Annotated in this window: 21 protein-coding genes and 1 riboswitch; all 21 genes read left to right on the plus strand. The window is 64.6% G+C overall.

Annotated features, from left to right (window positions below; translation table 11 throughout):
• Positions 1-13 precede the first annotated feature (13 nt).
• The 21 genes from JN280_RS13450 (at position 14) to JN280_RS13550 (ending at position 22,065) form a co-directional block, all read left to right on the plus strand.
• The gene (locus JN280_RS13450; RefSeq protein WP_202312822.1) at positions 14-1,183 is read left to right on the plus strand and encodes a M24 family metallopeptidase; all 1,170 of its coding nucleotides are present in this window, start codon (positions 14-16) and stop codon (positions 1,181-1,183) included.
• A gap of 118 nt (positions 1,184-1,301) precedes the next feature.
• Positions 1,302-2,747: an amidohydrolase family protein gene (locus tag JN280_RS13455; protein WP_244743291.1), complete on the plus strand. Its 1,446-nt coding sequence runs from the start codon at positions 1,302-1,304 to the stop codon at positions 2,745-2,747.
• A 167-nt stretch (positions 2,748-2,914) separates the two neighbouring features.
• Positions 2,915-3,007: riboswitch (glycine riboswitch) on the plus strand.
• A 137-nt stretch (positions 3,008-3,144) separates the two neighbouring features.
• On the plus strand, positions 3,145-4,401 hold the full coding sequence (locus JN280_RS13460) for a D-amino acid dehydrogenase (protein ID WP_202312823.1): 1,257 nt from the start codon (positions 3,145-3,147) through the stop codon (positions 4,399-4,401).
• A 12-nt stretch (positions 4,402-4,413) separates the two neighbouring features.
• Positions 4,414-6,591, plus strand: a complete 2,178-nt coding sequence (locus tag JN280_RS13465) for a malate synthase G (RefSeq protein WP_244743293.1) — start codon at positions 4,414-4,416, stop codon at positions 6,589-6,591.
• Positions 6,592-6,610: 19 nt separating this feature from the next.
• Positions 6,611-7,042: a GlcG/HbpS family heme-binding protein gene (locus JN280_RS13470; RefSeq protein WP_202312824.1), complete on the plus strand. Its 432-nt coding sequence runs from the start codon at positions 6,611-6,613 to the stop codon at positions 7,040-7,042.
• A gap of 161 nt (positions 7,043-7,203) precedes the next feature.
• Complete coding sequence (locus JN280_RS13475) at positions 7,204-8,292, plus strand: NAD/NADP octopine/nopaline dehydrogenase family protein (RefSeq protein WP_202312825.1); 1,089 nt, start codon at positions 7,204-7,206, stop codon at positions 8,290-8,292.
• On the plus strand, positions 8,289-9,179 hold the full coding sequence (locus JN280_RS13480; protein ID WP_202312826.1) for a dipicolinate synthase subunit DpsA: 891 nt from the start codon (positions 8,289-8,291) through the stop codon (positions 9,177-9,179). Before JN280_RS13475 ends, JN280_RS13480 begins: the two co-directional genes overlap by 4 nt.
• Positions 9,176-10,522: a dihydroorotase gene (locus tag JN280_RS13485; RefSeq protein WP_202312828.1), complete on the plus strand. Its 1,347-nt coding sequence runs from the start codon at positions 9,176-9,178 to the stop codon at positions 10,520-10,522. The genes JN280_RS13480 and JN280_RS13485 overlap by 4 nt, the downstream gene beginning before the upstream one ends.
• The gene (locus tag JN280_RS13490; RefSeq protein WP_202312830.1) at positions 10,519-11,223 is read left to right on the plus strand and encodes a resolvase; all 705 of its coding nucleotides are present in this window, start codon (positions 10,519-10,521) and stop codon (positions 11,221-11,223) included. The genes JN280_RS13485 and JN280_RS13490 overlap by 4 nt, the downstream gene beginning before the upstream one ends.
• Positions 11,204-11,404, plus strand: coding sequence for a 2-hydroxymuconate tautomerase (locus tag JN280_RS13495; RefSeq protein WP_202312831.1), 201 nt, complete (start codon positions 11,204-11,206; stop codon positions 11,402-11,404). The genes JN280_RS13490 and JN280_RS13495 overlap by 20 nt, the downstream gene beginning before the upstream one ends.
• Positions 11,401-12,390 carry an isochorismatase family protein gene (locus tag JN280_RS13500; protein WP_202312832.1) on the plus strand — a complete coding sequence of 330 codons (990 nt, stop codon included), beginning with the start codon at positions 11,401-11,403 and terminating at the stop codon, positions 12,388-12,390. The genes JN280_RS13495 and JN280_RS13500 overlap by 4 nt, the downstream gene beginning before the upstream one ends.
• A gap of 429 nt (positions 12,391-12,819) precedes the next feature.
• Positions 12,820-13,563 carry a GntR family transcriptional regulator gene (locus JN280_RS13505; protein WP_202312833.1) on the plus strand — a complete coding sequence of 248 codons (744 nt, stop codon included), beginning with the start codon at positions 12,820-12,822 and terminating at the stop codon, positions 13,561-13,563.
• A gap of 31 nt (positions 13,564-13,594) precedes the next feature.
• Positions 13,595-14,062, plus strand: coding sequence for a RidA family protein (locus JN280_RS13510; protein WP_202312834.1), 468 nt, complete (start codon positions 13,595-13,597; stop codon positions 14,060-14,062).
• Between the two features lie 2 nt (positions 14,063-14,064).
• Positions 14,065-15,060 carry a CobW family GTP-binding protein gene (locus JN280_RS13515; RefSeq protein ID WP_244743295.1) on the plus strand — a complete coding sequence of 332 codons (996 nt, stop codon included), beginning with the start codon at positions 14,065-14,067 and terminating at the stop codon, positions 15,058-15,060.
• A gap of 36 nt (positions 15,061-15,096) precedes the next feature.
• Positions 15,097-15,870 (plus strand): SDR family NAD(P)-dependent oxidoreductase, encoded by a 774-nt coding sequence (locus JN280_RS13520; RefSeq protein WP_202312835.1) that lies wholly within the window; start codon positions 15,097-15,099, stop codon positions 15,868-15,870.
• Positions 15,871-16,138: 268 nt separating this feature from the next.
• Entirely contained in the window at positions 16,139-17,131 is a 993-nt protein-coding gene (locus JN280_RS13525; protein WP_202312836.1) for an ABC transporter substrate-binding protein, read from the plus strand.
• An 8-nt stretch (positions 17,132-17,139) separates the two neighbouring features.
• A complete protein-coding gene (locus JN280_RS13530; RefSeq protein WP_244743297.1) occupies positions 17,140-17,973 on the plus strand; it encodes an ABC transporter permease in 834 nt (277 codons plus the stop codon).
• Between the two features lie 44 nt (positions 17,974-18,017).
• Positions 18,018-18,818: an ABC transporter ATP-binding protein gene (locus tag JN280_RS13535; RefSeq protein WP_202314747.1), complete on the plus strand. Its 801-nt coding sequence runs from the start codon at positions 18,018-18,020 to the stop codon at positions 18,816-18,818.
• 77 nt (positions 18,819-18,895) lie between these two features.
• A complete protein-coding gene (locus JN280_RS13540; RefSeq protein ID WP_202312837.1) occupies positions 18,896-20,236 on the plus strand; it encodes a Re/Si-specific NAD(P)(+) transhydrogenase subunit alpha in 1,341 nt (446 codons plus the stop codon).
• Positions 20,236-20,664: a proton-translocating transhydrogenase family protein gene (locus JN280_RS13545; protein WP_202312838.1), complete on the plus strand. Its 429-nt coding sequence runs from the start codon at positions 20,236-20,238 to the stop codon at positions 20,662-20,664. Before JN280_RS13540 ends, JN280_RS13545 begins: the two co-directional genes overlap by 1 nt.
• A gap of 3 nt (positions 20,665-20,667) precedes the next feature.
• Entirely contained in the window at positions 20,668-22,065 is a 1,398-nt protein-coding gene (locus tag JN280_RS13550; protein ID WP_202312819.1) for an NAD(P)(+) transhydrogenase (Re/Si-specific) subunit beta, read from the plus strand.
• The last annotated feature ends 11 nt before the right edge of the window (positions 22,066-22,076 follow it).

The raw sequence follows: 22,076 nt of genomic DNA on the forward strand, positions 1-22,076 counted from the left end.
GAGAGGAACAATCATGCGGGCAGAAATCGTCGCGAAACAGGTGAAGGCAATGGCGCAGCATGGGCTCGACGCCATGATCTGCTCGTCGCCGGAGAACTTCGCCTATACGACCGGCTTCGTCGTGCCGTCACAGCCGCTCATCCGCCATCGCCATGCCATGACGATCGTCACCGCGGATGGCCGTGAAGCGCTCTTCGGCGTCGACATGGAGGCCTCGACCATCAAGCGGCGCCAGCCCGACGTGCCGACGCGCATCTGGGCGGAATTCTCCGACGATCCGATGCTGGTGCTCGCCGATCAGCTGGAGGGCCTCGGCCTTGCCAAGGGGCGCATTGGGCTCGAAATGGACTACCTGCCGGCGGGCGACTTCGCGCGGCTCGCCGCGGCGATGCCCAGCGCCAGATTCGAGCATTCTGAACCGATCCTAGCCAGGTTGCGCCAGATCAAGACGATTGAGGAGATCGCGCTTCTGCGCCGGCTGTCGCGGATCGCAGACCAGGCCATCACCGACACGCTCGCCGTGGTGGACGAGGGCGATTCCGAGATGGACATTGCCGGTCATCTGACGCGCAATGTCTATTCGCTGGGCGCTGACCACTTCAAGTTGCTCATCGTCGCCACGGGTGAACGCAGCGTGCTTCCCAATGTTGGTCCTTCGGAGCGTGTGCTGAAGCGCGGCGACGTCTGCCGCGTCGAGATATTCTCCGTCATCAACGGCTATCAGGCCGGTGTCTGCCGCACCGCGATCGTCGGTGAGGCGCCCCCCATGGCCGATAAGATCTGGGCTCATCTGGTCGAATGCAAATATGAGATCATGGAGAAGGTGAAACCGGGCGCAAGCTGCCGGACGATCTACGACGCCTTCATCGCGAAGCTCGCCAAGCTGAACCTGCCGCCGATCTCCTTCGTCGGGCACGGCATCGGGCTGCACCTGCACGAGGATCCGTATCTCGGCCTGACCCCGGTCCTGGGCAAGCCAGGCAGCGATGCGCCGCTGGAGGAGAACATGGTGCTCGGATTCGAACCTCTCTGCTATGACACCGGCTACGGCTTCGGCATGCAGAACAAGGACATGCTGCTCGTCACCGCGACCGGATCGGAGCTGCTTTCCGACTATGCCGACACCGATCGCCTGATCCCGACGGGCACCGCCGGCAAGGCGGCAGCGCGTCACGTGGCCTGAGGGCTGCAGGCGGTTCAAAAGAGAATCGGCGGCCAGGGCTTTTCCGCGCCCGCCGCCGGCGACGACCCACGGTCGGACCGGTGGGAAGCAGATGGAATGCAGGCCCGTGGACGAGTGAATGACTATGCGCACACTGATCAAAGACTTGAACTTCGCCTTCACGGTCGACAAGAACGACACGGTCCTGCGCGGCGCCAGCATGGTCGTCGAGAATGACCGCATCGCCGATATTGGGCCGGCGGCGGACGTCGCGGCGCGCCACAACTCGACCGTCTTCGACAAGGTGATCGACGGCAGGATGCTCGGTATCTGCCCGGGTTTCGTGGACAGCCACGTCCATCTGTCCGAAACGCTGTCGCGGGCGGTCTTCCCCGACAACCTCAACACGCGCGCCTGGGTCTTCCATTGGGCGAAGCCCTTTTATGCCCATATCACGGAAGAGGACGAATATTGGGGGGCGCTACTCGGCATCACCGAGATGCTGCGCTGCGGCACGACCTGCTTCCTCGACATGGGTTCCCAGTATGACCCCGGCATCGTGATCCGGGCCATGGAGCAGACCGGCATCCGCGGGATCACCGGCCGCCACGCCGCCGACAATCCGCCGGCGGAACTGCCGCGCGGCTGGACCCGGGAAATGGCCGAACATCATTTCTTCCCGGATGCGGAAACCGCGCTGAAGGTCCTTGAGGATTGCGTCAGGCGCTACAACGGATCGCTCGAGGGCCGTGCCCGCTGCTGGGTCAATATCGAAGGCAAGGAGCCATGCACCCTGGAGTTGCATGTCGGCGCGGTGAAGCTGGCAGAGAAGCTCGGCGTCGGCACCACCTACCACCTCGCCACGTCGATCGAGGAAGCCAAGGTCTGCGAAAGCAAATATGGCTGCTGGCCCATTACCCGGATCGATCGGGCCGGCGGCATTGGGAAGAACCTCGTCATCGCCCATGGTGCGGCGGTCTCGGACGAAGAGGTCCGGCTGCTCGCCGAACGTGGCGCCAGCGTGGCCTTCTGCCCGTGCTCGTCCTTCAAGCTCGGCAAGGGCGCGACGGCGATCGGCAAATATCCTGAGATGGTCAAGGCCGGCGTCAAGGTCGGGCTCGGAACAGACGGCGTGTCGGCGGCAGGCAATATGAACCTCATGCGGCAGATGCTCGTCGTCGCAGGCATGTTCAAGGATGCCCGCATGCAGCCCGATATCTTTACCGCGAGGCAGGCGTTGCGGGCCGCGACGATCGAAGGCGCCCAGGCACTGATGTGGGATGACGAGATCGGTTCGCTCGAGATCGGCAAGAAGGCGGACTTCATCCTGTTCGATCTCGACCATGTCGAATGGACGCCTTTCTACGATCCGCTCCAGGCGCTGGTCTTCTCGGCTTCGACCGCATCGATCACGCAGACCTGGGTCGACGGCAAGGTGCTTTACGCCGACGGCAAGGTGCAGGGCGTCGACGAGGTGCATATCCGTCGCAAGGCGCGCGAACTGGCTGCCGCGGCGATCAAGCGTGCCGGTTTGCACGAGGAGGGCGTCGAGACCACCACGACGCTCTACGACGAAGGCAACTGACGTTGGCGCATTTCCGCTTTCCCCGAATCGCGCAAACGCTCTAACTCTTTGTTCTCACGCAATTCCGGACGCAAAACCGCTGCGCACTTTTGCTGGAATTGCTCTGGGCGCCTCCGCGGCAGAGGTTGCGGGGGCGCCGGTCGAACGGTAGAAACATATCGCGTTCAAGAGGCTGCATGGGAGAGATCGGCCGCAGATGGCCGGCGCCGACGGAGCAACCCCCCAGGAAACTCTCAGGCAAAGAAGACCATGCAGTTGAACGATCTGGAGAGTGGCATTTCGAGTGCCCACCGAAGGGGAAAGCCGCGCCGGCGCGGTTAAGCTCTCAGGTACAGCGACAGATTGGGGATGAACCGCGGGTCTCGGCCCGCTCCCAACTTTGATCGCGGAGAATGAAATGCCCCATATCGCCGTCATCGGCGCCGGCATCACCGGCGTCACCACCGCCTATGCCCTCCTGGAACGTGGCTATGCCGTCACCGTCATCGACCGCCAGCGTTACGCGGGGATGGAAACCTCCTTCGCCAATGGCGGCCAGCTCTCGGCGAGCAATGCGGAGGTTTGGAACCACTGGTCGACGCTGCTCAAGGGCATCAAATGGATGATGCGGCGCGACGCGCCGCTGCTCATGAACCCGGCGCCCACCTGGCACAAATATGCCTGGCTTGCGGAATTCGTCTCCAACATCCTGAACTACCGCTCCAACACGGTGGAGACCACGCGGCTGGCGATTGCCGCGCGCGAGCATCTGTTCGGCATCGCCGCGCGCGAGAACATCGACTTCGACCATGTCCGGCGCGGTATCCTCCACATCTACTGGGACAAGCCGAGTTTCCAGCACGCGCTGACGGTCAATACGATGCTGGTCGAAGGCGGGCTCGACCGGCACCCCGTCTCCGCCGCCGAGGTCAAGTCGATCGAACCGGCGTTGCATGGCGATTTCTACGGCGGTTTCTATACGCCGTCGGATTCGACCGGCGACATCCACAAATTCACCTTCGGGCTCGCCAAGGCCTGCGAGCGGCGGGGCGCGCGCTTCATCTTCGACGCAGATGTCGAGCGCGTTGAGCGGAAGGGGCGCTTTCGCATCGACTATCGGAGCGGGACCCTGGGAGAGGGTGAGCCGCATGCCGGCACGGTGGAGACCGACGGCGTCGTGATCTGCGCAGGCTCTGCCAGCCGGCGCTTCGCGGCCATGCTCGGCGATCGTGTCAATGTCTATCCCGTGAAAGGCTATTCGATCACCGTCCATCTCGACGAGGAGCGCAGTCGGCAGGCGGCCCCGTGGGTCAGCCTGCTCGACGATCGCGCCAAGATCGTCACCAGCCGCCTCGGGACCGGGCGCTTCCGGGTCGCCGGCACCGCTGAGTTCAACGGCATGAACCGGGACATCCGGCACGACCGGGTCAAGCCGCTGGTCGACTGGACGCGGATGCTGTTCCCTGATGTCGACACCAATCGCGTGGTGCCCTGGGCCGGTCTGCGGCCGATGATGCCCAATATGATGCCGCGGGTCGGCAAAGGCCGGCAGCCGGGCGTCTTCTACAACACTGGTCACGGTCATCTCGGTTGGACGCTCTCGGCCGCGACCGCCCAGATGGTGGCCGAGTGCATCGCCGGCGAGTTCGGCGTCGACGCGGCCATCGCGGCCTGACGGAAGAAGGGCATGCACATGTTCACTCAAGCCTATGTCGAGACTGCCGGCCTGAAGGTCGCGCGCGAGCTGCGTGACTTCGTGGAGACGGAGGCGCTGCCGGGGACGGGCGTCGAGGCGGCGGCCTTCTGGCAGGCGTTTGCGGCGATCGTGCACGATCTGGCGCCGAAGAACCGGGCGCTGCTGGCCAGGCGCGACGCGCTGCAGGAGAAGATCGACGGCTGGTACCGGGAGCATGGCGCCCCCGCCGACATGGACGCCTACAAGGCCTTCCTGTCCGGGATCGGCTATCTGGTGCCGGAAGGGCCGGCCTTCACCGTCACCACCCAGAATGTCGATCCCGAGATCGCTTCGGTCGCCGGGCCGCAGCTCGTCGTGCCGGTCATGAATGCGCGCTATGCGTTGAACGCCGCCAATGCCCGCTGGGGTTCGCTCTACGATGCGCTCTACGGCACCGATGCCATCCCCGAGACCGACGGCGCGGAGAAAGGCAAGGGCTACAATCCCAAACGCGGCGCCAGGGTGATCCAATGGGCGCGCAATTTCCTGAACGAGGCCGTGCCGCTCGCCGGTGCACCCTGGCAGGAGGCCCGCGGCTTTGCGGTCAAGGGCGGCGCGCTTGTCGTGTCGCTCGACGGCGGCCGCACGGCGGGGCTGAAGAAGCCCGAACAGTTTGCCGGTTATCTCGGCGAAGCGTCCGCCCCCGGCCAGATCCTGCTGCGCAACAACGGCATCCATGTCGAGGTGCTGATCGACGCCGGCTCCGCCATCGGCAGGGACGATCCGGCCCATATCGCCGATGTGTGGCTGGAATCGGCGATCACCACGATCATGGACTGCGAGGATTCGGTCGCCGCCGTCGACGCCGCCGACAAGGTGGTGGTCTACCGCAACTGGCTCGGCCTGATGAAGGGCGACCTTGCTGAAGAAGTGGCCAAGGCCGGCAAGACCTTCACCCGCACGCTCAATCCCGATCGCGACTACACCGGACCCGACGGCTCGCGCTTTACGCTGCGCTGCCGTTCGCTGATGCTGGTCAGGAATGTCGGCCACCTGATGGGCAATCCGGCCATTCTCGACGGCGACGGCAACGAGGTGCCGGAAGGCATCATGGATGCCATGATCACCAGCCTGATCGCGCTGCACGACGTCGGCCCTGCCGGCCGCCGCAAGAACTCGCCGGCCGGCTCGGTCTACATCGTCAAGCCGAAGATGCACGGGCCCGACGAGGTGGCCTTCGCGGTGGAGATCTTCGGCCGGGTCGAGGCCGCGCTTGGGATGGCGCCCAACACGCTGAAGATGGGCATCATGGACGAGGAACGGCGCACCACGGTCAACCTGAAGGAGTGCATCCGCGCGGCAAGCGAGCGGGTGGTGTTCATCAACACCGGTTTCCTCGACCGCACCGGCGACGAGATCCACACCTCGATGGAGGCCGGGCCGATGATCCGCAAGGGCGACATGAAGCAGGCGGCGTGGATTGCCGCCTATGAGGCGTGGAACGTCGACATCGGGCTGGACTGCGGGCTGTCGGGCCATGCCCAGATCGGCAAGGGCATGTGGGCGATGCCGGACCTGATGGCGGCGATGCTGGAGCAGAAGATCGCCCACCCCCGGGCCGGCGCCAACACCGCCTGGGTGCCGTCGCCGACGGCGGCGACGCTGCATGCCACGCATTACCACAAGGTCGACGTCAAGACGGTGCAGGCGGGACTGCGGAACAGGGCCCGGGCGAAACTCGACGACATCCTGTCGGTGCCGGTGGCGGCGCGGCCGAACTGGACGGCCGACGAGATCCAGCTCGAGCTCGACAACAACGCGCAGGGCATCCTGGGTTATGTGGTGCGCTGGATCGACCAGGGCGTGGGCTGCTCGAAGGTCCCCGACATCAACGATGTCGGGCTGATGGAGGACCGCGCGACGCTGCGCATCTCGTCCCAGCACATCGCCAACTGGCTGCATCACGGCGTGTGCGGCAAGGACCAGGTGCTGGCGACGCTGAAGCGCATGGCGGCGGTCGTCGACCGGCAGAATGCCGGCGACCCGCTCTACCGGCCGATGGCGCCCGACTTCGACGCCTCGATCGCCTTCCAGGCCGCATGCGACCTCGTCTTCGAGGGCCGCGTCCAGCCCAGCGGATACACCGAGCCGGTGCTGCACAGGAGAAGGCTGGAGCTTAAGGCGAGCTGATCTCAGGAAAGGAACAGACGTGACCAGTCTTACTCTCGCAAAGGCAAACGAAATCATCGAGCGGGCTTTCGCCAAGGCCAGGGAGGCCTCGTTGAAGCCGCTCTCCGTCGCGGTTCTCGATCCCGGCGGCCATCTCGTCGCCTTCCAGAAGCAGGATGGTTCTTCGATGCTGCGCTTCGAGATCGCCACGGGCAAGGCTTACGGCGCTCTTGCCGTCGGGGCGGGCTCCCGCTGGCTCAACAACGCCGCGATCGAGCGACCGCATTTCGTGCAGGCGCTCTCCGGCGTCTCCGGCGGCCGCATCGTGCCGGTGCCGGGTGGCGTTCTCATCCGGTCTACCGACGGTGTTCTGCTCGGCGCCGTCGGCATCACCGGCGACACATCCGACAATGACGAGATGTGCGCGGTGGCAGGAATCGAAAGCGCAGGCTTCGTGGCCGTCGCTGGCTAGTCCAGAGGTGGATTCTTCAGCTTGACAATTCTATATGTGATCATAAAGTGTGATCAAATTTTACGGCAATGAGCGCGACGCAAGCCTGCGGAAGGGAGCCTCCCGGAACCTGCGTTGCAAGGCTCAGCCACGTTGCCGTGCTTCGGACCTCGGAGGAGAAAATGAAGGTTGCGATACTCGGGGCAGGGGCGGGCGGTGCCGCATCCGTCGCCGAACTGGTCCAGGCCGGGCACGATGTGCATTTCTGGGCGCGATCGGCCGAAACGCTTGAGCCCCATATCAAGCTGGGCGGCGTCGCCTTCGAGGGCAAGCTCGGGGAAGGCATCGCAAAGCCGACGCTGATCACCACGGATCTGAAGGCCGCGATCGGGGGCGTCGACGTCGCCGTGGTGGTACTTCCGACCTTCTCGCATTCGGCGATCGCCGGTGCGCTTGCCGCAGCCGGCTGGCCGTCCGAAAGGCCCGTGGTGCTCAACCCTGGCCACACTGGCGGCGCCCTCGAATTCGCCGAGACCTTCTCGCGTTCCGGCAGGGCCGCGCCGCCGGTGGTCGAGTTCTCCACCCTGGCCTATGTCGCCCGCAAGTATCGCCCCGATGGCGTCACCGTCAGCGGCCGCGCCAAGCAGTTGAAGGCGGCCGCGCTCAAGGGCGGAGCCGGAGCGATCGAGATGGCTGCGAAGCTCTATCCCGGCCTGACGCCCGTCGCCGACGTGATCGCCTCCGACCTCTCCAACGTCAACATGGTGCTGCATCCGCCGGGTGCGGTACTGGCCGCCGCCTGGGTGGAGGCGACCGGGGGCGAGTTCACCTTCTATGTCGATGCCATGACCCCGGGCGTCGCACGGATCATGCGGCAACTGGACGACGAAAGGCTCGCCGTCGCCAAGGCTTTCGGCCACGATCTTCCAAACCTCGTCGAGGAGATGAAGCTGCTCGGCACCGTCGAGGCCGACGTCGTCGACACCGCGGATTTCCGCGCCGCGATCTCCGGCGGCGAAGCCAACAAGCGCATCAAGGGTCCGGATTCGCTCGAATACCGGTACTACAAGGAAGATTTCGGCCACGGGCTGCTGCCTTTCCTCGAATTCGCTCGAATAGCTGAGGTCGATACGCCTGTGGCGAAGTCCCTCTACAGGCTCGCCCAGATCGCCGTCGGTACCGACTATCGCAAGGGTGGGCGCACGGCGGAGGCGATGGGCATCGCCGGCCTGACGAAAGATCGGCTGATCGAGAAGGTGAGGGCGCAATGAGCTGGGAGGATCTTGTCATTGCCGTCGTCGCAGGTGACGCGCGCGAGCAGGAAATCGCTCGCTGCGCCGTCAAGGCCGGCGCCAAGGTGCGAGCCTACGGGTTTCCGTGGCCCGACCAGGGCATAGAGGGCGTCTACCACGCAAGCGATGCCGCCGATGCCCTTAAGGGGGCAGACGTCGCGTTGTTCCCGATCCCCGGTATCACGGCCGAAGGCGCCCTGTTCGCGCCCAAGGCGCCCCAGAAGATCATTCCATCCCACGAAATGCTGGCCGGCATGCGCAAACCCGGCCACATTATCCTCGGCTGGGCGGATCCCAATCTGAAGGGTCACTGTGAGGCGCTCGGCATAACGCTGCACGAATATGAATGGGATGTGGACCTGATGCTGCTGCGCGGCCCGGCGATCGTCGAGGGCGTGCTGAAGGTCATCATCGAGAACACCGAGATCACCATCCACAAATCCAATGTCTGCCTCATCGGACAAGGTACCATCGGTTCGCTGCTCACCAATACGCTGGTCGGTCTCGGAGCTCATGTGCATGTGGCGGCCCGCAATTCCGTGCAGCGCGCAGCCGCCTATGCCGCCGGCGCGGAGACCCTTACGCTGGAGCAGCTACCCGACGTCCTGCCGCGCATGGACATCGTCATCGGCAGCGTGCCCAAGCGGCTTCTGGAACGCGACCAGCTCGCGCTCCTTCCCAGGCACGGGCTGCTGGTCGACGTTGCCGCCCCGCCTGGAACCATAGATCGGGATGCGGCGCTGGAACTCGGCCTCAAGGCGGTCTGGGCCCGCGGCATGGGCGCGCGCGCTCCGGTCACGGTGGGCCGCAGCCAATGGAGCGGCATCAGCCGCCGCATCGAAGGTATCATGGAGCAAAGGGCATGAAAGCGGATCTGGTCATCAAGAATGCGCGTGTGGTTCGCCACGACGGCGAGTTCCACGGCGGCGTGGCGGTGAAGGACGGCAAGATCGTTCTCACCGGTGCCAACGAGGTGCTGCCGGATGCCAGCCGCACCATCGATGCCGAGGGCCGGGTGCTGATGCCCGGCATCATCGACCCGCATTGCCATCTCGGCGTGAAGTTCCCCTTTGCGGAGGACATGCGCACGGAGACCGCGGCGGCCGCTTCCGGCGGCGTCACCACCGCCCTTCTCTACATCCGCAACCTCAAGGAGTCGTATCTGCCGTTCTATGAGGAGCGGAAGGCGATCGGCGAGGAGAACTCCATCATCGACTTCGGCTTTCATTTCGGCATTCAGCGCGAGGAGCATATCGCCGAGATACCAGAGGTCATCGCCAAGACGGGCGTGAAGTCGTTCAAATGCTATTTCGGCTACGAGCCCGACAATCCGATCGGCATCGTGCCGGCGACGGACGGCTGGGTCTATGCGGCCATGCGCATCCTGTCCAAGGTGCCGGGCGGCGTCATCAACGTCCATTGCGAGAATACGCAGATCGCCTCCTGGATCAAGAAGGAGATCGCGGCGACCGGCCGTCAGGACCTCGGCGCCTACACCGAATCTCGGCCGGCCTTCTGCGAGGTCGAAACGATCCGCCGCATGATCTTCCTCGCCGAGAAGACCGGCTGCTCGTTGCATCTGGTCCACACCTCGGTCGGCATGGGCCCGGTGCTGGCGGCGGAGGCCCAGGCGCGCGGCGTGCATGTCACCGTTGAGACCTGTCCGCACTATCTGACCCGCACCTGCTACGACGAAGATCTGGACATGCGGGCCAAGATCTCCCCGCCGCTGCGCGACCGCAACGAGCTCGAAGGCCTGTGGCAGGGCATGTTGAACGGGTCGGTCTACAGCCTGGGCACCGATCACGTGCCCTTCCTGCCGAAGAAGCTCGAGGATCTTTGGACCGAGTTCCCCGGTGTCGTAAGCTTCCCGTGGGAGCTGTCGCTGATGCTGCATTTCGGCGTACATCAGCGCGGCCTGCCGCTGTCGCGGCTGGTCGAGCTCAATTCCTTCAACCCGGCGCACCGCTTCGGCCTGTGGCCGCGCAAGGGCCATATCGATGTCGGTTTCGACGCCGATCTCGTGGTGGTTGACCTCGACGAGGAGCGCACCGTCAACCACACGGGCAAGGGCACCTGCATCTACGAAGGCTGGAAGCTCAAGGGTTGGCCCGTAATGACGGTGGCGCGCGGTGAAGTCGTCTATGAGAACGGCGTCGTCGGTGAAGGCCATTATGGCCGCGGGCGTTGCGTGACGCTGCCGTCATGAGCCCGCTCGGCACCGACGGACTGGACCTGGCAGGACGGGTTTCGCTGATGCCGGCGCGTCTGCCGGCGAGCGAGGCGGCCGCCAGGATCGTCGCCCGCAAGGCGACGATCCGCCAGGAGCGGCTGTCGGGGCTGCATAATCCGTGGGGCCATGCCGTCGGCCTGACGGATCCATGGGTCTTCCTGGAACTTTGCGAGAGCAGCAGAGTGATCGAAGCGGCCAAGGATTTGATCGGGCCTGATGTCATCCTCTGGGACAGCGAACTCTTCTCTGAGGCGCGCAGCTATGCACGGTTCCTCTGCGAGGGTCGGGAAGGGCGCTACTGGCCGGCAACTCCGCTTGCCGGCGTGGTCGTCGTCCTGCCCGTCGGCCGCGTCGATCCGCCGGTGCTCGGGACGCGGCTCGGCGACGTCGGACCGGACCTGCTGGAAGGCATCGATCCGTTGGAGCCGCTCTATGTCGTCAGGCTGATGCCGGCGACCAGTCATTTCGATCGCGACCCGCAGCATCCCGCCAATCGCGCATGCATGGAGGAGCAGGTCCTGATCAATTACGCCAACCGTCCGTTGTGGCTGCTGAGCGGCACCGACCGGGCGAACAACGATCTGGTTACGGGCTTCGCGCCTGCCGTGCCCGTGTGGGCTTCCGGCGCGTTGCCCGCCGAAGAAAAGGAGAAGATGAATGCCGTTCGTCGTCGTTGAGATGTGGGAGGGGCGCACTGTCGAGCAGAAGCGCAATCTCGTCAAAGCTATAACGAAAGCCATGGTGGATGAGGCCGCCTGCAAGCCGGACCACCTGCATGTCGTGATCCACGAGACTCCGAAGGATAGCTGGGGCCGTGGCGGCGTGCTCGGGATCGACATGGAGGAGAGCAAGAAATGAGCCTCGCTCCGCTCGACTACCGCAAGTCGGCCCTGCTGGTGATCGACCTGCAGAACGCCTTCATCCACGAGAAGGGCACGCTCGGCATTTCAGGCGTCGACACCAAGCGTCTCTCCTCGATCGTCTCGCCCCTGGCGAAGCTGATCAAGCGCTGCCAGGATGTTGGCATCCCGGTGATCTGGACAATGCAGGAGCATTTCGCGGTCGACCAGCACCGCGCCAGGAAGAAGCTCGCCGGGCACACGGCGCGGCGCAAGCAGGTATCGGCGCTGGCCGGAAGTTGGGACGAGGAGATCATCGACGAGCTGAAGCCGCTGGCGGCGTTCGATCCGTCCTTCGTCATCCGCAAGCATCGCTTCGGCGCCTTCTACGAGACCCGCCTCGAGATGATGCTGAAGATGCTGGGCACGCAGCATCTGTTCGTCACGGGCGCCACCACCAACGCTTGTGTCGAGACGAGCATCCGTGAAGCCTATCTGCGCGATCTCGACGTCATCGCAGTCGACGACTGCGTGTCCGGCGTCAATGCCGAATGGGAGGCGACGGCCAAGCAGATCTGGAAGCAGTATTTCTGCGAGATCGCGCCGTCCTCCGACATCCTCGCCTGGATCGACGATCAGGTGAGACCGCGCGTCACGGGTTACGGCCACCAGCTGATCATGGTGAACGACATCGACAAGTCCGTCGATTTCTACACGAACCTGCTCGGCTTCACGATCAGACCAGCCAAGCCGCTCGCCGACGGTCGCCCCTTCACCGCCTTCCACCAGGGCATCGCCCTGATCAACGGCAAGGTGCCCGAGCATCGCCAGCTCGACCATATCGCCTTCGAGGTGAACGATGTCCGTGCGCTCGACGCCAGGCTAAAGAGTGCCGGCGTGCGTTACTACAACGAGCTGCATGACGGGCCGTACGGGCTGACCATCTACATCGCCGATCCCGACGGGACAAAGGTCGAGCTCTATCAGGTCGGCGCGACCGCCTGAGCTTTGCAACTGCCGGTCGCTGGATGCGGCCGGCCCGCTTCGGATACGCCCCAGAGAACCGAAGATCCGCCAAATATTGTGCGGCGGGCGGATAGGTGGCAAGCGTATTGCAAGGGCCGAGTCTTCCGTGGTTCTCTACGCATGGTAGCAATGCAGCAAATGGTTGTTGGAGCGAAGGCGGGCATTGTCGAAGATAGTCCTTCGGCAGCGGGTTGGGGCCAGGCGGATTCCATGGCGTCGTTTGTCCGGCGGTATCCGTGTCGGACTTATCGGTTGCCGTGAACCGAAGGATCATCTATTGATCACAGTGTGAGATCACAGTCAGCGTCGCCAACACGTATCGTGATGGTGCCGGCGGGCAGGCGAGCGGATACCGGTACGTTCTGGAACCGGTGTCCTGAGACCAGGCGCGAAAGACGGAGATGCGAAATGCGCATCGAAAACACCGAAGTGACCAAGAACGAATCCCAGGAGACGACCAAGCGGGAGCGTGGTCACGTCCATGAACATGTACTGCGCTACATGCGGAGGGGGCTGATGGTCGGCGCGTTCCTGCCGGGGCAGGTGATGAGCCTGCGCAAGCTGGCGGCGGGTTTGGGCACCAGCCCGATGCCGGTTCGCGAGGTGCTGAGCCGCCTCGTCGCCGCCAACGCGCTCGAGGAAACCAAGGGCGGTTCCGTGCGAGTGCCCCGGCTAGGGCCCGAGAAGCTCAGCGACCTTTTCGCCGTGCGCGAACTGCTGGAGGGCATGGCGACCGAGCTTGCGGCCAAGAAGGCGGGCCCGGCCTTGATTGCAGAACTCACCGGAATAAACAGGCAACTGCTCCAGGCTATCGAGAAGCGCGACATACTGAACTGCCTGTCTTCCAATCAGAAATTCCATTTCACGCTTTACGAGGCCGCTGAGTCCGAAGTGCTGATGCCTCTGATCGAATCGCTTTGGCTGCAATTCGGGCCGACCATGTACATGTCGCTGCTGATCCCTTCGATGCCGTGGAATGCGTCCGACCACGAGGCGATCCTCGACGCCTTGAAGGAAGGCAATGCGACTGCCGCGAAGCGGGGCATCGTCCATGACATCAGGACCACCTGCCGCGCGCTCCTCAGCGTCGCGGGCTCGAAAGGCATCGAGCTTCCCTTCGCGCAGGGGCCGGAGCTGCTTTTCGATTATTGAGAATTCGGAATCGTCATTGAAAGGAACCGTGATGGCGGGGAAGTTCGAACAAAGACTCGCCGAGCTCGGCATCAATCTGCCGGACAGCGTGCCGCCCGCGGCCAACTACGTGCCCGCGCGCAGGATCGGCAACCAGATCTACATTTCCGGACAGGTGCCCGCCGAAGGCGGCAAGGACAAATATACCGGCAAGCTCGGCTCCGACTTCTCGGTCGAGGAGGGTCAGGCCGCAGCGCGGCTCTGCGCGGTGAACATCCTGGCACAGCTCAAGCAGGCTCTCGGCGGCGACCTCGACCGCGTGGTCGGGGTGATCCGGCTCGGAGGCTTCGTCAATGCCGAACCTGACTTCGGGGATCACCCGAAAGTCATCAACGGCGCATCCGACCTGATGGTCGAAGTGTTCGGTGAGGCCGGGCGCCATGCCCGCGCCGCCGTCGGCTGCTATTCGCTTCCGCGCAACGTGCCGGTCGAGGTCGACGCCATCTTCGAGGTGAACTGACCGTGCAGCCCGCCGCCGCCTCGGTCGATGCGAGAATACCGGTCCATGTGCTGACCGGTTTCCTCGGAAGCGGCAAGACGACATTCCTCAGGCACTTGCTGTGCACGCCGGACCTGGCCGATACCGCCGTCGTCATCAACGAGTTCGGCGAGGTCGGTCTCGACCACCTACTGGTGCGTGAAGTCTCCGAGGATGTGGTGCTGCTGTCATCGGGTTGCTTGTGTTGCGCAGTGCGCGACGACCTCGTCTCGACGCTCGCCGATCTTTCAGCCATGGCCGGTCGCGGCGAGGTCGCGCCGTTCCGGCGGGTCGTCGTCGAAACCACGGGCCTCGCCGACCCGGCTCCGATCATGCACGCCGTGATGGCGGATCTGCAGCTGCGCCGCGCCTACAAGGCGGGCAGCATCGTCACCACCGTCGACGGTGTCAGCGGCGCTCATAGCCTCGGCGGCTTCGCCGAGGCTGCCCAGCAGGTGGCGCTGGCCGACCATATCGTCATCACCAAGTCCGATCTCGTGGAACCCTGGCGGATCGACGCGCTGGGTCTCGACCTTGCCAAGGTCAACCCTTCAGTGCAGCCGCTGACCTCGAGCCGCGGTGCAATGCCGGGTGCGGCCGAGATCTTCGCCAATGCAGCGAACCGCGCGCCGCGCTACTTCGATGCCGACGGCTTGCCGACGGCCGGCAAGCACAGCGACGGCATCGAAACTTTCACGGTCGAGGTGACGCAGGAAGTCGATTGGCCGGCCTTCGTCGAGTGGCTGGAGTTGCTGCTTGCAAGCCGCGGACAATCGATACTGCGGGTGAAGGGACTGCTGCCGGTGCGCGGCGACCCACGGCCGGTGGTGATCCACGGCGTGCAGCATGTCGTCTATCCACCCGAATATCTGCCGCGCTGGCCCGATGGAGCGCCACGTGGATGGCTCGTCTTCATCGCGCGCAACCTGACCAGGACGGCGATCGAGAATGCTCTGCCGTCGACTTTCGCCTCGACCTGACGCAGACCGGCAACTCAAGTCGGAAACTGGCGCGCCATGGAGCCTGTTCACATCCCCGTCACACCATCGTTTCGCCTCGATGGCCGTCGCGCGCTGATCACTGGTGCCGGACGCGGCATCGGCCTCGCCGCCGCTGCCTGCCTTGCGCAGGCGGGTGCCCACGTCACGCTTTGGGCCCGGACCCGAGACGAGGTGCAGGCGGCCGCCGCTGCAATCCGGTCCACGGGAGGCCAGGCCGATGCATTGGCGATCGACATCACCGACATCGCGAGGGTGGAACATGCGCTGGGCGATGCTGAGCCATACGATATCCTCGTCAGCAACGCCGGTACCAACCGGCCGGGTCCATTCGTCGATGTCGGCGCCAAAGACTTCGATGCGGTCTTCGCCTTGAATGTCAGGGCCGCGTTCTTTCTCGCCCAGGTGGTGGCGCGGAAGCTTCTGACCATGGGCCGCGAGGGGTCGATCATTCACGTCTCGTCGCAGCTCGGGCATGTCGGGGCGACGAACCGTTCGGTTTATGTCGCTTCCAAATTCGCGATCGAGGGCCTCACCAAGGCGCTTGCCGTTGAACTTGGTCCGAAGGGCATCCGTGTCAACACGGTCGCGCCGACCTTCACCGACACGTCGCTGACGCGTTCCTACGGCCTCGACGCCGTCGGGATGGCTGCCGTCGAGGCGAGAATTAAGCTCGGCCGGATCGGAAAAGTCGAAGACCTGATGGGAGCGATCCTGTTTCTGGCGTCCGACGCGTCTGCTCTCGTGACCGGCACGTCGCTGGTGGTCGACGGTGGTTGGACCGCCGACTGACGGTCGACAGAACCAGTCGCCGCAAATAATCGGCGCCGTTTGGCAATGATCAGTTGCGCATCCGGCAGCCCTTTATCGCTTGGTTTGATCAATCGGCAGACGTGTACTGCGATGCCCCGATTCCCCGCTTGACAAACCAAAATTGTGATCACACTATGAGATCAAGAATGGGGATTGAGTGCTGAGAAGCACACCGCATTCGAGGGAGTTTGAACGCGGCTGCGTCGGTCGCGCGGCGCCTTGTTGCGCCTGCCAAGGGAGGAGAAGAATGTCTTACGCCACAAGTCTCGTTCGCAGCCTGACACTCGCCGCAACAGTGGCAGTCGGATCCATCTTGGTCAGCCAAAGCGCGATGGCCGAGGATTTGAATGTCCGTTTCAGCTGGAAGCTCAAAGGCGAGTACGGGTTCTTTTATCTGGGCGAGGAGAAGGGCGTCTACAGGGATGCCGGCGTTACGCCGAAGCTGGGCGAAGGGGCTGGTTCGCAGGCCGCGCTCGGCTCGCTCGTCCAGGGCCAGGAGGACGTAGTCGTCCTGCCCGGCATATTTGCCATCTCGGCGATCCAGAAGGGCATGCCGGTCAAGATCATCGCGCTTTACCAGCCTGAGGCGCCGGTCGTGCTGATCTCGCACCCCGAAAAGCCAGTCACGTCGCCGAAGGATCTCGAGGGCAAGTCGATCGCCCACTCGGTGGGGGAGACCGGCACGTCCTATCTCGGTGTCTTCTGCGAGGCGAACAAGATCGACTGTGCGAAGGTCAACAAGGTCCAGATGGACTCCCAGTCCCGTGTCCCGCAGTTCTTGCAGAAGCAGGTCGACGTGGTCAGCGTCTACCTCACCAATGACCTGCCAGTGCTCGAAGACAAGACGGGCGTCAAATATCCCGTTCTCGACCTGACGGAATATGGGCTTGCCGTTCCCGGCATGGCGGTGGTAGCGAGCGACGACGGCATCGCCAAGAAGGGCGCCGCGCTCAAGAGCTTCCTTGCGGCCAACGCCAAGGCGATCGAGATGACCCGCGCCGATCCCGCCGCCGCCACAACCGCGCTGAAGGCGGTCTGGCAGGCCGGGCCATCGGACAAGGTGGTGCAGCAGCAGGTCGAGCAGACTTCGGCATCGATTCACTCCTCCGCGGGCACGCCGGTCGGCTGGATCGACGAGAAGGCGATTGCCGAGGCACTCAAGCTGATCGGCAGCGTCGAGGACATCGGCGAAGCCAGGCCGCTTTCGTCGTTCTATACCAATGACCTTCTGAAGCAGTGAGGCCTGAAGTGGCAAATGCTGACGTGTTGAGCGCCGGGCAGGCGCAGAAGAAACAGGGCAGGAGCATGGCTGGCAAGAAAAAGGTGCGAGGAAGCTTCCTGGAGCGCTATTCGGCGCTCCTCCTCGCTGCGGCACTGATCGGCGCGTGGCAGATCCTGGTGCCTCTGGCCGGCCTGTCGGCCTTCGTCCTGCCGACGCCGCTCGCCATTGCGGAACGCATGGTCAGCGAGTTCCCGCTGCTTTTGTCACATGCCTATGTCACGCTCTTCGAGGTGGTTTCGGGCTTCTTTCTCGGGATCGTGATCGGCATCCCGCTTGCGCTCGCCATCTTCTATTCGCGGGCGTTCGAACGGGCCATCTATCCCATCCTGGTTGCCTTGCAGACCGTGCCGAAGGTGGCGCTGGCTCCGTTGCTCGTGCTCTATCTGGGTTATGGCTGGGCGCCCAAGATCACGCTGGCCTTCCTCATTTCCTTCTTCCCGATCGTCATCTCGACCGTGGTCGGACTGCAGTCGCTGGACAAGAATCTCGTCAATCTCGTCCGCTCGATGGGAGCAAACGAATGGCAGACCTTCTTCAAGGTGCGCCTGCCGGCGGCGCTGCCCAACATCTTCGGCGGCTTCAAGGTGGCGGTCTCGCTGGCGGTGATCGGCGCGGTGATCGGCGAATATGTCGCCGCCGAGCGTGGCCTCGGCTATCTGCAACTCCAGGCCAATTCGCTGTTCGACACGACTCTGAATTTCGCGACCGTGGTGTCGATTTCGGGGCTCGGGGTGATCCTCTACTTCATCATCAACTCGATCGAGGCTCGCGTCACCTACAAGCGCGACGCCGCCAAGTGACCGGACGGCAGGCCGCAATGACGACAACGACAGTGAGGCAGTCCATGCAAGCCACCAGCCAAGCCGGCGCGGCGGTCGAGATCTCGCGGCTTTCCAAGATCTACAAGACCCGGGAAGACGACGATGTCCTGGCGCTCGACAAGATCGACCTCCAAATCGAGCCGGGTAGCTTCGTTGCCGTCGTGGGCCCGAGCGGATGCGGCAAGAGCACGCTGCTTTCGCTCCTGGCCGGCCTGACGTCGGCCTCGACCGGCAGGATCGCCATCGACGGAGAGGGCGTCAGCAAGCCGCATCCCAAGATCGGCGTCGTGTTCCAATCCGACCTGCTGCTCTACTGGCGCACGGTCCTCGACAACATCCTGCTGCCGATCGAGATCAAGAAAAAGGACCTGGCCAAATATCGCGTCAGGGCCGAGGAACTGCTTGCCCAGGTCGGCCTCGAAGGCTTCGGCAACAAATATCCGTCGGAGCTTTCGGGCGGCATGCGCCAGCGCGTCGCGATCTGCCGCGCGCTGATCCAGGAGCCGGGGCTGCTTCTGATGGACGAGCCGTTCGGCGCGCTCGATGCGCTGACCCGCGAACAGATGATCATGGATCTGCAGGCCATGTGGCTGAGGGTCCGCAACACGGTGCTGTTCATCACCCACGGCATCGACGAGGCCGTCTTCCTCGCCGACCGGGTTCTGGTCATGTCGCCGCGCCCGGGCCGCGTCGACCTGGACCTGAAGATCGACATGCCGCGTCCGCGCCAGTGGAGCAAGACGCATGAGGACACGGCCTATCATGGCTATGTCCGGCAGATCCGCGAGATCTTCGAGGCCAAGGGCATCCTCGTAGCCCACTAGCTGTCAGACCCGACAGGACAGGCATGCGCGTCGCCGAGGACTATCCCCGGCGGGCGGACAGTTGCGCGGAGAGCGGGATGCCTCAGACTATCTTTGTCCCATTGGAGATCGACGCGAACGAGCCCCGTGTCGGTGCATCGCCCGAGACGGTGAAGCGGCTTGTCGGGCTCGGCTTCGACGTGGTGGTGGAGGCCGGTGCGGGTTTGGGCTCGCGCATCGTCGATGCGGATTTCGCCGCAGCGGGCGCCGCGATCGGCAAGGCCTCCGATGCGGGCCGGGCCGATATGGTGCTGAAGGTGCGCCGGCCGAGCGAGGCGGAGCTCAAGGGCTACAAATCAGGTTCGGCCGTCATCGCCATCATGGACCCCTATGGCAACGACGCGGCGGTGGCGGCCCTGGCGCGGGCCGGGGTGACGGCGTTTGCCATGGAGTTCATGCCGCGCATCACCCGCGCCCAGGTGATGGACGTGCTGTCGAGCCAGGCCAACCTGGCCGGCTACCAGGCGGTGATCGACGCGGCGGCCGAATATGACCGGGCCCTGCCGATGATGATGACGGCGGCCGGCACGGTGCCGGCGGCGAAGGTCTTCGTCATGGGGGTGGGCGTGGCCGGCCTGCAGGCGATCGCCACCGCGCGCCGCCTCGGCGCGGTGGTGACGGCGACCGACGTGCGGCCCGCCGCCAAGGAGCAGGTCGCCTCGCTCGGCGCCAAGTTCATCGCGGTCGAGGACGAGGAGTTCAGGCAGGCCGAGACCGCCGGCGGCTACGCCAAGGAGATGTCGAAGGAATACCAGGCCAAGCAGGCCGCGCTGACGGCCGAGCACATCGCCAGGCAGGACATCGTCATCACCACGGCGCTGATCCCCGGGCGTCCGGCGCCGCGGCTGGTGTCGGCGGCGATGGTGGCGTCGATGAAGCCGGGCTCGGTGCTGGTCGACCTGGCGGTGGAGCGTGGCGGCAATGTCGAGGGTGCCGAGGCCGGCAGGATCGTGACCACGGCCAACGGGGTGAAGATCGTCGGCCATCTCAATGTGCCGGGCAGGGTGGCGGCTTCGGCGTCGCTGCTCTACGCCAAGAACCTCTACGCCTTCCTGGAGACACTGGTCGACAAGGCAGGCAAGCAGCTGTCGATCAACCGTGAGGACGAACTGGTCAAGGCAACCATGCTGACCGACGGCGGCAAGGTGGTGCATGCCGCCTTCGCCGATGCGGCGGCCAGCATGGCGGCCGCGCCGGTTGCCGCGGCGGACAAGCCGGCCAAGGCTGCTGTAGCTGCGGATAAACCGGCCAAAGCGGCTGCCGCGAAGAAACCGGCGAAGAAGCCGCTTGCCGCGGCGGACAAGCCGGCCAAGCCGGTTGCCGCGGCCAAATCGTCATCGAAACCAGCGGCGGCGCCCAAAACCGGGGGAGACGCGTGATGGAACAGACAGCACTGGAAAAGGCCCTCGACCAGCTCGAGCAGTCGGTGGCGGCGGTCAGGATGGCGATCGCGGATCTGGCCCAGGCGCCGGCGACCGCCGATGCGGCCGGTGACGCGGCCCATGCGCTGTCGGGCGGCGTCATCGATCCCTTCGTGTTCCGCTTCGCCATCTTCGTGCTGGCGATCTTCGTGGGCTATTACGTGGTGTGGTCGGTGACGCCGGCCCTGCACACGCCGCTGATGTCGGTCACCAACGCGATCTCGTCGGTGATCGTGGTCGGCGCGCTGCTGGCGGTGGGCATCTCGGCCTCCGGCCTTGCCACCGGCTTCGGCTTCGTCGCGCTCATGCTCGCCGCCGTCAACATCTTCGGCGGCTTCCTGGTCACCCAGCGCATGCTGGCCATGTACAAGAAGAAAGAGAAGTAAGCGATGAACGCCAATCTCGCCTCTTTCCTCTATCTGGTCTCCGGCATCCTGTTCATCCTGGCGCTGCGCGGCCTGTCGCATCCGACGACCAGCCGGCAGGGCAATCTCTACGGCATGATCGGCATGGGGATCGCCATCCTGACCACGCTGGCGCTGGCCACGCCGAGCCTCGGCGGCCTGGCGCTGATCGTGGTCGGGCTGGCCATCGGCGGCGGCGTCGGCGCCTATGTGGCGCGCTCCATCCAGATGACCAAGATGCCGCAGCTGGTGGCGGCCTTCCACAGCCTGGTCGGCCTTGCCGCGGTGATGGTGGCGGCGGCCGCGCTCTATGCGCCGGAAAGCTTCGGCATCGGTTCGCTCGGCGCCATCCACGGCCAGGCGCTGGTCGAGATGAGCCTCGGCGTGGCGATCGGCGCGGTCACCTTCACCGGCTCGGTCATCGCCTTCCTGAAGCTCGACGGGCGCATGTCGGGCAAGCCGATCATGCTGCCGGGCCGGCATGCCGTCAACGCCGCGCTCGGCATCGCGCTGGTGGTGCTGATCGTGCTCCTGGTGACCACCCAGAGCACGATCGCGTTCTGGCTGATCGTGGCGGCGTCGCTGGTGCTCGGCGTGCTGATCATCATCCCGATCGGCGGCGCCGACATGCCGGTGGTGGTGTCGATGCTGAACTCCTATTCGGGCTGGGCGGCGGCCGGCATCGGCTTCACGCTGGGCAACCTGGCGCTGATCATCACCGGGGCGCTGGTCGGCTCGTCGGGCGCGATCCTCAGCTACATCATGTGCAAGGGCATGAACCGCTCCTTCATCTCGGTGATCCTCGGCGGCTTCGGCGGCGAGGCGGCGGCGGTCGCCGACGACGGCATCGAGCGCACGGTGAAGCAGGGGTCGGCCGACGACGCGGCCTATCTGATGATGAACGCGCAGAAGGTGATCATCGTGCCGGGCTACGGCATGGCGGTGGCGCAGGCCCAGCACGCGCTGCGCGAGATGGCCGACAAGCTGAAGGCGGCCGGCGTCGAGGTCAAATACGCCATCCATCCGGTGGCCGGCCGCATGCCGGGCCACATGAACGTGCTTTTGGCCGAGGCCAATGTGCCTTACGACGAGGTGTTCGAGCTGGAGGACATCAACTCAGAGTTCGCGCAGGCCGACGTCGCCTATGTGATCGGCGCCAACGACGTGACCAACCCGGCGGCGCGCGACGACAAGGCGAGCCCGATCTACGGCATGCCGATCCTCGACGTCGACAAGGCGCGCACCTGCCTGTTCGTCAAGCGCTCGCTGGGCTCGGGCTATGCCGGCATCGACAACACGCTGTTCTACAAGGACGGCACCATGATGCTCTTGGGCGACGCCAAGAAGATGACCGAAGAGATCGTCAAGGCCTTCGACCACTGAGCCGAACGGTT

Source organism: Mesorhizobium sp. L-8-10 (genome assembly GCF_016756635.1).
Classification (GTDB): Bacteria; Pseudomonadota; Alphaproteobacteria; order Rhizobiales; family Rhizobiaceae.

Coding starts and splice junctions, on each gene's coding strand:
- JN280_RS13450 (WP_202312822.1), top strand. CDS start 14: ATGCGGGCAGAAATCGTCGCGAAACAGGTGAAGGCAATGGCGCAGCAT.
- JN280_RS13455 (WP_244743291.1), top strand. CDS start 1,302: ATGACTATGCGCACACTGATCAAAGACTTGAACTTCGCCTTCACGGTC.
- JN280_RS13460 (WP_202312823.1), top strand. CDS start 3,145: ATGCCCCATATCGCCGTCATCGGCGCCGGCATCACCGGCGTCACCACC.
- JN280_RS13465 (WP_244743293.1), top strand. CDS start 4,414: ATGCACATGTTCACTCAAGCCTATGTCGAGACTGCCGGCCTGAAGGTC.
- JN280_RS13475 (WP_202312825.1), top strand. CDS start 7,204: ATGAAGGTTGCGATACTCGGGGCAGGGGCGGGCGGTGCCGCATCCGTC.
- JN280_RS13480 (WP_202312826.1), top strand. CDS start 8,289: ATGAGCTGGGAGGATCTTGTCATTGCCGTCGTCGCAGGTGACGCGCGC.
- JN280_RS13485 (WP_202312828.1), top strand. CDS start 9,176: ATGAAAGCGGATCTGGTCATCAAGAATGCGCGTGTGGTTCGCCACGAC.
- JN280_RS13490 (WP_202312830.1), top strand. CDS start 10,519: ATGAGCCCGCTCGGCACCGACGGACTGGACCTGGCAGGACGGGTTTCG.
- JN280_RS13495 (WP_202312831.1), top strand. CDS start 11,204: ATGCCGTTCGTCGTCGTTGAGATGTGGGAGGGGCGCACTGTCGAGCAG.
- JN280_RS13500 (WP_202312832.1), top strand. CDS start 11,401: ATGAGCCTCGCTCCGCTCGACTACCGCAAGTCGGCCCTGCTGGTGATC.
- JN280_RS13505 (WP_202312833.1), top strand. CDS start 12,820: ATGCGCATCGAAAACACCGAAGTGACCAAGAACGAATCCCAGGAGACG.
- JN280_RS13510 (WP_202312834.1), top strand. CDS start 13,595: ATGGCGGGGAAGTTCGAACAAAGACTCGCCGAGCTCGGCATCAATCTG.
- JN280_RS13520 (WP_202312835.1), top strand. CDS start 15,097: ATGGAGCCTGTTCACATCCCCGTCACACCATCGTTTCGCCTCGATGGC.
- JN280_RS13525 (WP_202312836.1), top strand. CDS start 16,139: ATGTCTTACGCCACAAGTCTCGTTCGCAGCCTGACACTCGCCGCAACA.
- JN280_RS13535 (WP_202314747.1), top strand. CDS start 18,018: ATGCAAGCCACCAGCCAAGCCGGCGCGGCGGTCGAGATCTCGCGGCTT.
- JN280_RS13540 (WP_202312837.1), top strand. CDS start 18,896: ATGCCTCAGACTATCTTTGTCCCATTGGAGATCGACGCGAACGAGCCC.
- JN280_RS13545 (WP_202312838.1), top strand. CDS start 20,236: ATGGAACAGACAGCACTGGAAAAGGCCCTCGACCAGCTCGAGCAGTCG.
- JN280_RS13550 (WP_202312819.1), top strand. CDS start 20,668: ATGAACGCCAATCTCGCCTCTTTCCTCTATCTGGTCTCCGGCATCCTG.